19 protein-coding genes and 1 tRNA gene are annotated in these 13,875 nt (G+C 36.1%); 3 read left to right on the top strand and 17 right to left on the bottom strand.

The window, feature by feature from the left end; translation table 11 throughout:
* Positions 1 to 55 precede the first annotated feature (55 nt).
* The 7 genes from INF20_RS04480 to INF20_RS04450 all read right to left on the bottom strand — a co-directional run bounded on the left by INF20_RS04480 (position 56) and on the right by INF20_RS04450 (position 3,013).
* A complete protein-coding gene (locus tag INF20_RS04480; RefSeq protein WP_226385181.1) occupies positions 56 to 358 on the bottom strand; it encodes a hypothetical protein in 303 nt (100 codons plus the stop codon).
* Entirely contained in the window at positions 312 to 1,232 is a 921-nt protein-coding gene (locus tag INF20_RS04475) for a YqaJ viral recombinase family protein (RefSeq protein ID WP_226385180.1), read from the bottom strand. The genes INF20_RS04480 and INF20_RS04475 overlap by 47 nt, the downstream gene beginning before the upstream one ends.
* The gene (locus tag INF20_RS04470) at positions 1,210 to 1,800 is read right to left on the bottom strand and encodes an ERF family protein (protein ID WP_226385179.1); all 591 of its coding nucleotides are present in this window, start codon (positions 1,798 to 1,800) and stop codon (positions 1,210 to 1,212) included. The genes INF20_RS04475 and INF20_RS04470 overlap by 23 nt, the downstream gene beginning before the upstream one ends.
* Positions 1,800 to 2,171: a hypothetical protein gene (locus INF20_RS04465; protein ID WP_226385178.1), complete on the bottom strand. Its 372-nt coding sequence runs from the start codon at positions 2,169 to 2,171 to the stop codon at positions 1,800 to 1,802. The genes INF20_RS04470 and INF20_RS04465 overlap by 1 nt, the downstream gene beginning before the upstream one ends.
* 102 nt (positions 2,172 to 2,273) lie before the next feature.
* Positions 2,274 to 2,483: a hypothetical protein gene (locus INF20_RS04460; protein WP_226385177.1), complete on the bottom strand. Its 210-nt coding sequence runs from the start codon at positions 2,481 to 2,483 to the stop codon at positions 2,274 to 2,276.
* A complete protein-coding gene (locus tag INF20_RS04455; protein WP_226385176.1) occupies positions 2,483 to 2,740 on the bottom strand; it encodes a helix-turn-helix domain-containing protein in 258 nt (85 codons plus the stop codon). Before INF20_RS04455 ends, INF20_RS04460 begins: the two co-directional genes overlap by 1 nt.
* Positions 2,741 to 2,809: 69 nt before the next feature.
* Complete coding sequence (locus INF20_RS04450; protein WP_226385175.1) at positions 2,810 to 3,013, bottom strand: toxin-antitoxin system, antitoxin component, Xre family protein; 204 nt, start codon at positions 3,011 to 3,013, stop codon at positions 2,810 to 2,812.
* Positions 3,014 to 3,153: 140 nt separating this feature from the next.
* On the opposite strand from INF20_RS04450, the gene INF20_RS04445 reads away from it, so the two are divergent.
* The 3 genes from INF20_RS04445 to INF20_RS04435 all read left to right on the top strand — a co-directional run bounded on the left by INF20_RS04445 (position 3,154) and on the right by INF20_RS04435 (position 5,709).
* On the top strand, positions 3,154 to 3,789 hold the full coding sequence (locus tag INF20_RS04445) for a LexA family protein (RefSeq protein WP_226385174.1): 636 nt from the start codon (positions 3,154 to 3,156) through the stop codon (positions 3,787 to 3,789).
* On the top strand, positions 3,786 to 4,436 hold the full coding sequence (locus tag INF20_RS04440) for an Ada metal-binding domain-containing protein (RefSeq protein ID WP_226385173.1): 651 nt from the start codon (positions 3,786 to 3,788) through the stop codon (positions 4,434 to 4,436). The genes INF20_RS04445 and INF20_RS04440 overlap by 4 nt, the downstream gene beginning before the upstream one ends.
* 151 nt (positions 4,437 to 4,587) lie before the next feature.
* On the top strand, positions 4,588 to 5,709 hold the full coding sequence (locus tag INF20_RS04435; protein WP_226385172.1) for a tyrosine-type recombinase/integrase: 1,122 nt from the start codon (positions 4,588 to 4,590) through the stop codon (positions 5,707 to 5,709).
* A 69-nt stretch (positions 5,710 to 5,778) separates the two neighbouring features.
* On the opposite strand, the gene INF20_RS04430 is transcribed toward INF20_RS04435, so the two are convergent.
* The 10 genes from INF20_RS04430 to INF20_RS04385 form a co-directional block, all read right to left on the bottom strand.
* Positions 5,779 to 5,853 (bottom strand) — tRNA-Thr (locus INF20_RS04430).
* Between the two features lie 39 nt (positions 5,854 to 5,892).
* The gene (locus tag INF20_RS04425; RefSeq protein ID WP_226385171.1) at positions 5,893 to 6,360 is read right to left on the bottom strand and encodes a low molecular weight protein-tyrosine-phosphatase; all 468 of its coding nucleotides are present in this window, start codon (positions 6,358 to 6,360) and stop codon (positions 5,893 to 5,895) included.
* A 288-nt stretch (positions 6,361 to 6,648) separates the two neighbouring features.
* Positions 6,649 to 7,842, bottom strand: a complete 1,194-nt coding sequence (locus tag INF20_RS04420) for a tyrosine-type recombinase/integrase (RefSeq protein WP_226385170.1) — start codon at positions 7,840 to 7,842, stop codon at positions 6,649 to 6,651.
* A gap of 92 nt (positions 7,843 to 7,934) precedes the next feature.
* A complete protein-coding gene (locus INF20_RS04415) occupies positions 7,935 to 8,135 on the bottom strand; it encodes an excisionase (RefSeq protein ID WP_226385169.1) in 201 nt (66 codons plus the stop codon).
* A 12-nt stretch (positions 8,136 to 8,147) separates the two neighbouring features.
* Positions 8,148 to 9,434, bottom strand: a complete 1,287-nt coding sequence (locus INF20_RS04410) for an FtsK/SpoIIIE domain-containing protein (RefSeq protein ID WP_226385168.1) — start codon at positions 9,432 to 9,434, stop codon at positions 8,148 to 8,150.
* Positions 9,434 to 10,120: a DNA polymerase V family protein gene (locus tag INF20_RS04405; protein ID WP_226385167.1), complete on the bottom strand. Its 687-nt coding sequence runs from the start codon at positions 10,118 to 10,120 to the stop codon at positions 9,434 to 9,436. The genes INF20_RS04410 and INF20_RS04405 overlap by 1 nt, the downstream gene beginning before the upstream one ends.
* The gene (locus INF20_RS04400; RefSeq protein WP_226385166.1) at positions 10,113 to 11,060 is read right to left on the bottom strand and encodes a viral replication protein; all 948 of its coding nucleotides are present in this window, start codon (positions 11,058 to 11,060) and stop codon (positions 10,113 to 10,115) included. Before INF20_RS04400 ends, INF20_RS04405 begins: the two co-directional genes overlap by 8 nt.
* A gap of 131 nt (positions 11,061 to 11,191) precedes the next feature.
* Entirely contained in the window at positions 11,192 to 11,503 is a 312-nt protein-coding gene (locus INF20_RS04395) for a hypothetical protein (protein WP_226385165.1), read from the bottom strand.
* 173 nt (positions 11,504 to 11,676) lie between these two features.
* Entirely contained in the window at positions 11,677 to 12,135 is a 459-nt protein-coding gene (locus INF20_RS04390) for a hypothetical protein (RefSeq protein ID WP_226385164.1), read from the bottom strand.
* 562 nt (positions 12,136 to 12,697) lie between these two features.
* A complete protein-coding gene (locus INF20_RS04385) occupies positions 12,698 to 13,780 on the bottom strand; it encodes a plasmid recombination protein (protein ID WP_226385163.1) in 1,083 nt (360 codons plus the stop codon).
* Between the last annotated feature and the right edge of the window lie 95 nt (positions 13,781 to 13,875).

Raw genomic sequence — 13,875 nt, 5'->3', positions numbered from 1 at the left:
GAGTCAAACAACATAAGTTATCAATGAATAAAGAGGGTGTCCCACCGCTTAATAACTAATCCAAGTAGTTCCTTCCTATCAATGCCATGAACTCCTCACGGCTGTGCGTTTCTTCGTATTTTGCTTGGCACTCACGCTTAACCTTTAAGTCAAATTCTTTATTGAAATGAATACCTCGGTCTCCCATGTTGTGCCAGTGCGGAGTGAGCCAGATATAAAAGCCTTCTCGCTCTGATATATCCCTGTTTGCACCGCCAAAGATGTGATGCTTGTGAAGATACTTTGTCACACCTGTTACATAACATTCTTTCTTATCCTGCAGTATTGAGCCTGTCTTTGGGTGGCGTAATTCTGACATATCCAGTCCTGCCTTTCTTCGTTTTCTCAACCATGTATTTTTCAGCCATTTCGGGATTTTCAGCGATGAAAGTCTTTTCATCGAACACTTCTATCGTTGTGTCTTTTCCGTCCGGCACAAGCGTTATTTGAGTGCCGTTGTTGGTAGTCCATTTTTTGATACAGTGGTCTTCCATTGCTTTTTTTAGATTCTCTTTAGCGTCTTTGTACTGTTTTTCTAAATCTTTAAAAGCAAGCATCTGACCTTCGAGAGCTGTTACCCTGTCAAACCATCTTGTTATGTCATGTGGCTGCAAATCCTCTTCTGTCATAAATGGATTTTCTTTTAATTTCTCAACATCTTTGACGAAATTTGTAACTGCAGGATCTATTTCCAACAGAAGCATTTCGTCAACATCTTCTCTTTCAATGTTGAATATCTGTAATCTTTTTGGGTCAAACTCCTTACTAAAATCATCCGGCCTGTTATACACTGCAAGCAGACCATGCTTATCTTTGAATTGGTCCATGCCGAAAGCAAGTTGTACTGAATATTTTTTGTATCCTGTTAAGTCGGTGTGTATCTGTGATGTACTCTTCACTTCAAGTGTTGTACTTCTTCCTGCATCTCTACCGTCTGCATGGTATCTGATATTACCGTTGATGATTTTGTCCTCGACGAAGTTATATCCGTATTTTTCGTTTATATACTGTCTTATTATCGGCTCTATATAATTTCCATACTCAGTATACTCGTTGCCTTTGAAGTCATCTTCTCTTATCCCGGCTTTCTCCTGTGCCAGTTCAAATCTTGTCTTAAACGGTGACAGTCCCATAATGATTGGAATATCTGAACCGCCTATATATTTATCTCTATCCTTCGTTACATCCTGCATTGTCGTCCTCCTTAGTTAAATCTTCATATACTTCTTTAAATCTCTCTGCTGTAGTGGTGCTATTCAGTTTGTAATCTTTCGCTACCTCTTTCATGTCAATACCTTTTGCTTTTGCTGCTTCAATTACTTTCTCTCTCCACTCTTCTTTGTCCGATGTATCGCCTTTTGCTCCTGCTTTTGTCTTTTTTGCATATTCGTCTGTATCAGCGTCTTTCGTATCATCAATACAAAATAATCCATTGAGAGCGTATTTACGCGCATACGATGATGCCGTTCCGGTAATCTGACTATCATCCATACCTTTCTTTTCTAACGCTTCTCTTGCATATGCTGTGACTGATACATCACTGCAGCCTTCTTTTTGTAGTTTTGCAGTCGCTCTAATGTAGTATCTTTCGCCTACCTGTACTATCTCGTCTGATAATGTGAGAATAACTCCGTATTTAACGCATAAAGGCTTGACCGCTTCGAGGATATCCTCACACGACCTGTATTTATATTTTCCAAAAGAGTTATACTGCCCTTTCGGTGCTTTTAATTCATTTTGTATCTGCAATAATTCTTTCATCAACAACTACCTCCGTTTCTGTACTCTTCCTGTATCTTCTCGTCTATAGACTTGTATTTATCTATTGCTTTATATACCGATACATTCCTCTCTGTCGCCTTGTCGTAGGCTTTACCAACGACTTCCAACAGCCCTTCTTCGACCATTTCCGTCATCCGTGGACGGACGAAGTTAAGGTCGGTATGCTTCATCAATCGGCAGACCTGCCTTGCGGTCATTTCTTTATTGCCCATTATCTGTAATATCTGTTTCTTACGGCTCAAAGGACGCTGGATGTAACTTTCCTTTCTGCACTCTTTACTTATCTTCTTACTTTTGGTATACTTGTCTTGGTTATTTGGCGCCGTAATGGCGTCTTTTTTATTGCTCATCTGCTCTCCTTTCCATCTCTCTATCAAATATCCTCCCGAATATCGCATTGCCTAATATCAGCACTCCGCTGACGGCTCCTATTATCATTAGTAGTTCAAGTATCATTCCTTATCTTCTCCTTCATCAATTTTGAAATTCTTAAATGACCTCATTAGACAAATAGGTACAAGCGTTGCACATACAGCCCTTATATGTTTGTCTCTATCTACTCCATACTTGTCAGCAAGTTTAAGGTTCTCCACGATTAAATCAGTCATAAGTTTAGAAGTTTCTTCACTAAGTTCCATCTCTTTTAATAGTTTTTCAAACATTATTGTTCTCCTTTCAATTTCTCCATTATTGCTTTTTTGGAAAATAATCTTGACCTTCCGTATTTAACGGATGGTATTTTGTTGTCTCGTGCCAACTTGTATATTGTCTGCTTATCCATCTGCAGAAGGTCTGCTACCTGCTGTGCGTTCAGCACCTCATCATCTTCTTTGCCTTTATCCGATAGTAGGCGGTCTATCTTTTCTTCAAGCCTGCTTAGTCGTTCTTCATCTACCAGAACCTTTATCTGCTCCACCATCTCACCTCCTGTGGTATAATCCTCTCTCAATCTTGTAAGGACTGTTTAGAAAGTTGCATTTTATTCAACTTAATTGTCAAAAAAAATTTCGTCCCTTTCTTTTCGCGTCAACATTAAAACCGTTGTAAGTCCAGTTATTTCTCTTGCTGTAAAATCTGTTTTCCCATTCATTTTATTATAAAGAGATTCTCTTGAAATATTCATTTTATTAGCAATCGAAACTATTGACATACCACTGTCTGCTATCTTATCTCTTAACATTTTGCAATTCATTATTCAATATCACCTCCTTGTTGCATTTCATTCAACTTGACTATAGTGTATACCACAGTTGAATTTATGTCAACATTTTTTTATATTTTTGTTGAATTATTTTCACACATATAGTATATTTAAGGTGCGAGGTGAACAAAATGTTACAATTATATGCGAATATAAAAAATAGGCGAATTGAACTCGGAATGACTCAATCTGACCTTGCTAATAAATTAGGTTATGCAGATAAAAGTATGATTGCTAAAATTGAATCTGGAAAAGTAGATTTGTCACAATCAAAAATAGTTGCTTTTGCAGATGCTCTAAATATAAAACCCAGTGATTTAATGGGATGGGAAGATATAAGCAACAATAATATAGAACCTATAAAGCTATCATCTTCAATCACTATCCCTGTATACGGTCGTGTTCCTGCAGGAGTTCCTATTGAAGCGATTGAATCAATAGATGAGTATATAGATGTTCCTGCTGAATATGCTAAAGGTGGCAAAAGGCTTTTCGGACTAAAGGTCAAAGGCGACAGTATGTATCCTAAATATCTCGACGGAGATATTATTGTAGTCAGAGAAGAATCCGACTGTGAAAGCGGACAAGATTGCGTTGTATATGTGAACGGCTACGATGCCACTTTAAAGAAAGTCATAAAAAAGCAGACCACAATAATATTGCAGCCGCTTAATCCAGAATATGAACCGATAATGTATGAATACAACGACGAAAATCACCCGGTTACTATAGCAGGTGTCGTTGTGGAGATTAGGAGAAAGGTATGAGGTTTCTAAGGAACGTCTTATCTTCCATATGGGCTCTACTCGCTATAGGGCTTGCTTTAATATTATGGTTTGACGATTGGGAAATTTTTAAAGAAAACGTACTGATAGGTTTGATTTCCCTTTTAATTATAGGACTCATGGGCGTAAGTTCTTTTGCTATGTTCGACCATGTAGATTATTTAGATGAGAAAAATGTTCAACGAGAATCAAGAGCCTTGGCTGTCATAGCAACTTTTTTCGCAACAGTTTTTATCTTCTTTGGAATATTGATTTTTACAAATCATCAAGAAATGTGGTATACCGCAAGCGAAGTAAATCTGCTAAACGATGCACATACCCAAAATTATGATGAGGGATATGATAAAGGATACGAAGACGGAAAAACTGACGGTTATAATGATTGTTTATCGGCAGTAAGAAATCACCCAGAAAACTTTATAACTAATAATTCAAACGTATCTCAAAATAATGAAATATTATCCACAAGTGAAGCTCCAGATTCATATGTATTTGTCACTCCATCTGGAAGCAAATATCACAAAGATGGTTGCCAATATATAAATGGCAGATATGATTTATCTTATTTTGAAAATGCTGATGAAGCAGAAGCAAACGGTTACAGTCCGTGCTCTATATGTAATCCATAAAAGACAAAAGGCACCCTTCCGGATGCCAATTGCTGACTAGACCCTAGTCATTTTAGTTGTGATGTGTATCACTTATGCATATTTCCTAAAATAGTATATCACATCACGGCTGTATTTAACATACAGTTTTTTTATTGAAAGGAGTGGTATTGTGCCAGGAACAATCACACAAAGAGGTAAAAACGCATGGAGACTTCAAGTCTATGCAGGCTTTGATTTCAATGGAAAACCGATGAGATATACCAAAACATTTCACGGAACTAAAAGAGAAGCTAACGCAGAACTTGCTAATTTCTACAACGAATGTCAGCTGGGTAATATTCAACCTGGCTCAAATGTAATAGTCAATGACCTTATGGAACTATATCATAAAGAATATGTATTATTGTATCTGAAAAGCACAAGCCGAAGGAGTTTTGAAGGTATATATAAAAAGTGGATTAAAAACTCTATCGGAAAGAAAAAAGCCAACAAAGTTCAGCGTGTAGATATACAGAAATGGATTAACAATATAGCTCAGCAAGTGTCGCCTAAAACGGTCCGCAATATATATTCTATACTGCGTTCTGCTTTTAATTATGGAATTGAGTTAAACATAATCAATAACAACCCATGCAATAATATCAAAATGCCACGAAAAGAACATACAGAAGCACAGTTTTACAATATCGACCAAGTAAAACAGATCTGCAGCAGCCTTGACGAACTACCAGAAAGAGACCTTGTATTTAAGTGTGCAATACTTCTTGCTCTTTTCGGTGGGCTTCGTATAGGAGAAATAAACGGCTTAGATTGGGATGTAATTGACTTTGATGCAAATACCATACAGATTGTAAAAACCCGTATGTATGAGCCTAAAACAGGCTTGTATGAAGATACTCCAAAAACTATATCGGGTAACCGTACTGTTACACTTCCGGAAGATATAATGCTGCAACTGCAATTTTTGCAAAAACATCAAAATACTGTTAATCCGTATTTTAAAAACAATGCTGTTTTCAAGACAGACGACGGAATTATCATGCACTCTAATGTGATAAGAAATTGGTTTATGAAGTTCTGCCAAAATAGCGACTTGCCTTATTATGGACTTCATGCACTCAGACATACTCACGCTTCAATGCTTGCATCTCTTGGGGCTGAATTACCTCAAGTGAGCACACGATTAGGACACTCCACACTGTCAACTACATTGAATATTTATACTCACTTATTTGAAAATAAAGATAAAATGCTGTCGCAGCAGTTACAGGAATTTATAAAAAACGAATAGCAAATCACACCAAATTCACACCATTTTACCTATGAATAAAAGAAAACCGTTGAAATTTCAACGGTTTCGTGGAGCTAATGAAGGGAATCGAACCCTCAACCTGCTCATTACGAATGAGCTGCTCTACCATTGAGCTACATTAGCACATCGTTGCCTCTACAACAACGATGTGATTATACTATATTATTTTGCTTTTTTCAACTTTCCCAAAAGGCCTCTACAGCCCCTTTCAACATCATCATAAGTTAAGTCGAAATTGCCAGTATACCAAGGATCTGCAATATCATCCCTATCACCTTTATCATCTGCCCAGTCCAAAAGTTTAGAAACTTTACCCTCGGCATCTCCTCCTACTATGCGCAGTATATTTCTTATATTTGCGTCATCCATTCCTATAATATAGTCATAGTAAGCATAGTCGGCAGCATTCATCTGCCTTGCTTTTCTCCTGGTATATGATATGCCCATTTCGTCTAACTTACGTTTTGTACCGTGATGAGTATCGTTGCCGATTTCCTCTCTACTGGTAGCAGCTGACGCTATTTCAAACTCGTGAGAAAGCCCTTGCTTTGCCGCCATATCTTTAAGTACAAACTCAGCCATTGTGCTGCGGCAAATATTGCCGTGGCATATGAACAGTATTTTTTTCATCCTTCAAATTCCTCGCTTTTGTTGAAATTTCAATGTTTGTAAATTTATACCATTCGGCATATTTCGGCATAATTTAGCATATTTTGTAGTCAAAAGGTATAAAATTAGGTATAAAATTTTCAGTTTTATACCTCGCTTTTTTTGTCTAATAATTTCTTATTTTCGCTGTAAATCCAATACTTATTTCTTATTCTGCATATATCATATTTAAAAATACTGCAGCTTTTTTTGGTAAGCAAAAGGTATAAAACTATCAATTAAATTTCTCAGCTTCTTTATTAACCAATTTTAGCCTAATTTTTCTAATTCCTTTTTTGCATCTTCAAATTCAAAATGTGTATACGTATTTAGTGTTACACTTATATCTGAATGTCCCATAATATACTGCAATGCTTTTGGATTCATTCCTGCTTTTGCCATATTAGAGCAGAATGTATGTCTACAAACATGAGGTGTTACTTTCGGCATTGGCTCTCTATATATATTGTTATATTTAGTCCAAATGCGTTTAAAATAATGTGACCAATGCAGACTATACACTATACTGCCATTCTGATCGAAGTATAAAAATCCTGCTACTCCATCTACCATTGGCTCTATCTTTGGCGGATTTCTATTTTCAATAATCTTCTTAAAGCAATCTTCTACATCTTTAGTCATCGGAATTTTTCTATACCCGCTTTTAGATTTGGGAGCTTCGATATAATAGTCTTTAACGCTGTTCTTCTGTAATTGCCTTTTAATATGAAGTATATGATTTTTAAAGTCTATATCCGATACAGTTAAACCACAAAATTCTGAAATACGTAACCCGGTTTTAAATAGTATATAAATTCCTTCATAATACTTTTTAAAATGTTTATCTTCTTTTACAAACTGTAAAAATTTTCGTTCTTGTGCTTGAGTTAAAGCTTCTCGCCTCACACTATCATTGACAACTACATCTACAAGAGGAAAGTTGAATGGATTCTTTTTTATCAAATCGTCATCTACTGCCATCTGAAATGCAGGTCTTAAAACACCTCTTATATTATGAATGACACTGTAGCTTTTACCATCTTTTTGTTGAAGCTTAATAAGCCAATATTTGGCATCCGATATTCTAATTTTATCTATCCTCCGATATCCAAAATCCTCTTTCTTTAAAAGATTTATTACAGTTCCATATCCTCTTTTAGTAGTCGGCCTAACTCCAATTCTCGTAGTAGTATATTTTTCTACTAGTTCTAAAACTGACATATTATCGCCGTATACAGTCAATCCGTCAAATTCAGCCCTTTGTATGTCCATTTCAATTTCTCGCAACGATAGCGTTTTCTTCTTTGTAGGATCTATGGGGTCGTGACGAGTAAGCCTCCAGCTATATACAACTTTTTCTTCTCCTCGGAAATTTATATACTTGTAACGATACTTTCCATCGGACATTTGCATTTCACCATTATGCAATATCCTTCCTTTATTATCTCTCCTTTTCTTTGACATATTTGGTCTCCTGTATATATTTCTATATAATAAAGACCGTCATTACACTGAAAATTCTAGCATATGACGGTCTTTTCTGCCATAGAATACCGTTAAATTTCGTTAACATTATTAAGGTATTCTTCGAACATTTCTCTTTTAATTCTAGTTTGACTGCCGATTTCCAGAAGAAAATATTCTTTAGGATTATCTCGTATAATACCGTATAGTCTTTTCTCCCCTATGCCATAATATTTTGCGGCTTCTTGAACACTCAATGAATATTTGTGCCAAATAGGTATCTTGTTTTCCATTTGCTCACCCAGCTATCTATCAAAATAATATCCCTTAAATACAGTTCCATTATTTCGTAAGAATAGTCCTTGTTCATCTTTAGGAATAAGCTCTGATGCATCGGTATTATCAAGTATAATTTTAGATAGCACATCATCTGCTCTGCCACAAATCCTGCAATCAATGTTATTTCTTATCTGGCCGCTAAGTATATTGGCATCAGGTCTTTGTGTTGCAAGTATTAAGTTGATACCAAAGGCTCTACCTTGCCTTGCAATAGTAGAAAGCTTACTTTCAACTTGCATAATCTTTTCCTTATATTCTTTACTTGCTCCGGTTTTATCAAGTATTTCAGCCACTTCATCACAGGCAAATATAATATGGTTTAATTTATGATGACTTTTGTTATAGGCATAAATGTTTTCAGCACCAGTATTAAACAAGAGTTTTTTCCTGCGTTCTAATTCAACGATAATCTCCTCTAAACGCTCTGCGAGAATATCCATATCAGTAATAATTTCCAACTCTTTTCGCCATGCTAAGCCAAAGTCTACTCCGCCTTTAAAATCAGATATTATTACTTCTGCTCCCTTTGCCTTTGCTTGGTATAAGAGATTCTTTAAAAGTATACTTTTACCTGATCCTGTGCTGCCACCTATGAGAATATGTGGTATTGAGTTGAGATTTACTTTTTCTTGTCCTATCAGACTATCTCCTAGCACTAGTTCAAAATCAACCTTAGAAAGCATACTATCGTCCCAGGGCATAGTCATATATACATTTGAATTGTAATCTACAGCCTGCACAAATATCTGATCTAACGTTCTTCCAGATTTAATTCTAACTATTTTAATATTCAGCACAGACTCTATCTCATTTCTCTTTTCTTCCCATATACTTAGAGGAATGCCCTGACAAAAGAATTCTAATATAACAAAGCCGTCTCTTTTCTCTTTACTAATTAACTTTGGTAACTCGCCTATACTGTTTTTAAATCCAATTCTCTGAAGGTTCCAAGATACCATCTTTGCATCCATAGGCATTCCAATTAGCACCAAGTATATTAATAGTAGAAACATCATTATAAGAAAATATATAAAGGTAGCAATCTGGTTAAGGATTATATCAAAATCATCAGCATATGGCCCGATATTGTTTGCAGTATTTACAATTATGTAAACTCCGATTGTGAAAATAAATATACCAGGTATAACCTTAATCGGCTTACCTTTTATAGCCTTTATTCCAGCTGCAAGTCTTTTGAATATGCAGATGAGTCTGCCTTCCCTATGAAGTCTTTCATCTTTATACTGTTTCATTAGTCCAGGCTCCCAAATGATGCTGTTACTTTTCCCATTGCATCTACATAAAGACAGTCATCAAACAAATCTCTAAAGCAATCATCTGTTTTATCTAAATAATCGAATTCCATTTTTACGTATTGCATCGATAGCGGAATATATGACACTACAAATATTCTGTTATATCTAGCCAGCTTATCTTCTCCTACTGAAGGTAGCATTAAAGGAGTTCCTTGCAAATAGCATAAGATATCTTTAGCTGGTATCTGACCATTGAAGTTATCAAATATTATTACCTTTTGGTCTTTATAGTTCTTAAATGCAAGACCTCTATCGACATTATAGTTTGTAACACGATAAGTGTTTCTAATATCATATTTATCGTATATACACTTCAATTTGTCTGTTTTAATATCTCCATGTATGTAAGTAACTCTTAGATCTCGATTCCTAACACCACATTTTGCTTTATCAAAGATTTCAAATATATCATTCTTTTTCTCTTCTTCAGAATCTGAGTCTGTATCTTCTTCTTTATATTCGAATTCTTCATCATATGCTTCATCTTCAGCATCTTCTTCTATTGAAAAGTCATCATATTCATCTCCAAAATCGAAATATTCAAATGCTGGATCAAATTCCTCTGCTTCATCAATATCATAAAAAGTCTTTTTCATTTCTAGATTTTCTTTTTTATCATTCATCGTTTTTTCCTCCTTTAAGAATTTCAACATTTTGTCCATCTACGACGTGCCAAATCTCATCAATCTTCTTTATAAATGAGTCCCATAGGGCCTGCTTCTTTTCCTGGTAGTATGCGTACTGATATTTAAGCGGCATATTTGCTACGATATACACTTTCGTATAGCAAGCAATTCTATCTTCATATCGTGACGGAAGGGTTAAAGGATATTTATCAAGATAAGAATTGAATTCTTCAAGAATTATCTGACCTTCAAAATTGTCAAAGACGATAACATCCTGGCCCCTATAAGTATCAAAGGATATTCCCTTCTTTTCTCTGTAGTTGGTTATCCTGCATATTTCCATAAATTCGTGTCTATCATATATACACTTTAACTTATCGATACTTGCATCACCGTAGATGTATATGACCTTCAGCTCTCTACACTTATTTAAGAACTCTTCTTCCTTTATTACTTTTTTTAATGAAGATATATTGTTTGTTCTAAGTGCTAGCTTGGGTAGTTCATCTACTATTTCTGATGTACCTTTTCCTTCCTTTACAAGATCAATTAGCCTGGACATATCAGGTGACTTTTCTTCTCGCTCTGTAGGGATTTCACCGAATTCCGTAAACGTTCCCGGAATTGATGTTTTACCCTTTTCATCTTCCTTCCACTTTCCTTCCTTTTTTATATATGCCCTATTTTCTCTTACTGTTCCTCTTGCTCGCTCTATATGAGCTATGGGAAATCTTTTTTTAATCGTACTAAACCTAGTATTAGACTTTGTATAAAGAAAGATATGAGTATGCGGCGTTCCACTATCGCCTATCTCATCTGCCATGCACACATACTGATAAGAAAATCCCTTAATGATCTCCTCTATCGCATCACGATTTAGACCTGCTTTAGACGGATTATTAATTGTAATCTGCCATTTCTTTCCTTGCGGATCCATTGTTATTTTGCCTTTCAGTTCTATTTTGCGACTGCGATTTATTTCCCAAGAGGGTAATACTTGCCTCTTGGGAGGCGGCGCGCCCGCCATACCTTTTGAGAAGGCAGCCCCGGCGCGCCAAGGTGTTGAGGCTACTTAACTTCTTTGATGTCTTTTGCCTTGCAAGATAGCACCGGCTTGCCATCTATCACATATGCCCTAATTTCAAGATCTGTAAATTCCACATTCTTATATCCGTCCTGAGAAGGCTGCATCTTCTGCGGTCCGTCGATCTTAACGGAGATCTTTTCAAGCTTGTGCGCCGGAAGTGCGATGACGTACTTGTAGCCGCTTACCATACTGGTTCTTTCGCCATCCTTGTATTCTGCGATAGGGAGTACATCGATGAGTAGTTTCTGTTCGCCGATTGACTTAGTGTCAATTAATAAGTTACTAAGATTCATATCTTTTTCCTCCTTATATATCAATAGTTATATTTTCATAAGAAGATCTTCTTGCTTTCACTTTATCAGCTTTTTCGAAATCTCAATTGGGAGTTTTATATCAAAACTGCCAATTTAGAAAAAAATTTAAAAAAGCGCAAGATTTATCTCAATCCTGCGCTTTTTACTTCCTCCTAAAAATTCTTATCCATAAACTGCAAATAGCCTTCTTCGTAGATTTCTTTCAATAGCTCATATCTACTTTCAAATCTTTTTAGTGCTTGGCGTACAGTTTGGATATGTATTTGCTTTTCATTCATACATATGTATTTCATGGCCGCTAAGAATCTAGCTACATTCTTGTTCAATTTGTCCTTTTTTAATTTTTCAGAATCGACGAATCCGCCTAAATCTAATAAGTTAAGTGCATCATTGTAGTCATAGGCAAAAAATACTACCAACCAACAATAATCGTGCAAAGGCATTATTTTTTTCCTTTTGCCTTTCAAAAATTCACTTAATGCAGCTGCTTCCATTCTTACTAAGCTAGCAATCAAATTATATGTCAGATATCTGCCGTTTTCATCTTTTATATCTTTTCTTCTTTTATTTAGTTCTTCGGCAGCAACGGTATAATTTGATCGCTTATGCAAATACTGTTCTTCCTCCTCAATAAAACTTTTGTAGACATCTAATAAATGCCTATCCAAGAACTATTAATTCGAGTCGCTTAAATGTGTATCTAATCTTTCCCAATATGTTTAAATTTTCCTATTAACAATTTTTTGTGTTTAATAAATGTAAAGAGTATATTAATGCTTTTCATTACATATGTACTCCTTTCCCACATTTAAGCAAATTAAATTGAATAGTTAAATACCTCCTAAGTATCATTTTGGACATATTATGTCCAAAGCATTTCAAATCGAAATGCTTCCCCGTTAAGGGTTCCTCCTTATAAAAAAACACGCATCTCTTATTACTTCTTGCACTTCTTCTTTCTACCAGTGCCCAACTCTTTGTGCGCCCTCAGAAGTCGAACCTTACCTTCTGAGGTATCAAACTAGAAATACTTTTGTACTTCTTTATCAAAAAATAAAAACACACCAAAAACAGGCTGGTGTGGGTAAAAAAACATTAATTAAAAAAAACTACATCTTTATTATATCATATAAAAAATAAGATACAACTATTTTTATAAAAAAAGTATTTCTGTTATAAAAGCCCTGCCTTTGCAAAGAAGCATTGGCACAGCTTGTCCGCCGTTTTCTTCATTTTGTTCTGCAGGGCATCCAGAGATTTACTGATAACAGATTTTTTATCAGCCGAAACATTGCTTTCTCCCGTAATCCACTTCTGATAATTCGCCACAACCTCTAAATCCTGTTTCTGGGTTTCTGCAAAAACAGTTTCCGCAATCACTTCACAGGCTTTCTCATAAGCGGTATCTGCAATTTCTTCCACCAAAGATTCTGCATCCTCCAACTTCATTGTTATTTCTGAAAGTGCCTGTTCCTTTTCTTCCATGACCTGCTTTTGCTTCTCGATGAAAAAATCATTTTTCTCCAGATAGGCTTTTCCACCGTAGATTGGCTCACGATCCAGATGCAAACCATAGCGTTCCCAAATCTCAAACAACATTTCTCTGCACATAGCATCAAAAGTCTGCTTGCGATTGTTGTGTCTGCCCTTCGGTTTGGTTGGATCGGGAAGTGGTATTCCCAATTCCTCCAATGCCTTTTCCTGTTGGGGACAAAGCTCGCCGTATTGATTTTTACAATCAAATACATGGCGTTCCTGAATGTGTGGTGTTCCCTCATCCAGATGCAATGCCCAGTTCAGAATATGAACGTGAGTGCCAAACCTGCTTTCCATTTCTCCAAAGAAATCATTTGCAATCTGCAACAGAATTTCCGGTGGTACGGATTCTTCAATCGTACCAATTTGATAGATAGTTTCTTCCGGACAGGTCTTTTTATTTTTCAGCAAGTCCTCCACGGTTCTGTTTCTCTCCGGATGTCTGTTCTTTATATTTCTCTCATTCTGAAAGAAAATGAAATCGCCATATTGGGCGGTGTAATACATCTGCTCAACTTTTTCAAAAGAAAAATCCTGTTCGGCATCTGCATTACGGTTATCGGAAGTTGTGATACCACGATAACAGTCCCAATAAATATTTCTGTTGGCTCGTTCCGCATCAATGTGTTCACTGTTTTCCAAATCAAACCTACGGTCATTATGCTTTGGATTGTAAGCACCATTTTTACCGGAACGACCATTGTGTCGTGTCAACCTCAAAGGCTTTTCCTCCATTTCTTTTTGAGTGTTGTCAAGGAAATCGAAGCAGCTTTTGCTGCTGTCCTGCTTCATTTATGCGCAGGTAATACCCAGTA

This window comes from Gallibacter intestinalis (assembly GCF_014982745.1).
GTDB classification, from domain to species: domain Bacteria; phylum Bacillota; class Clostridia; order Peptostreptococcales; family Anaerovoracaceae; genus Gallibacter; species Gallibacter intestinalis.
The sequence above is the reverse complement of the archived record's forward strand: the minus strand, read 5'-3'. Positions and strand labels throughout refer to the sequence as shown.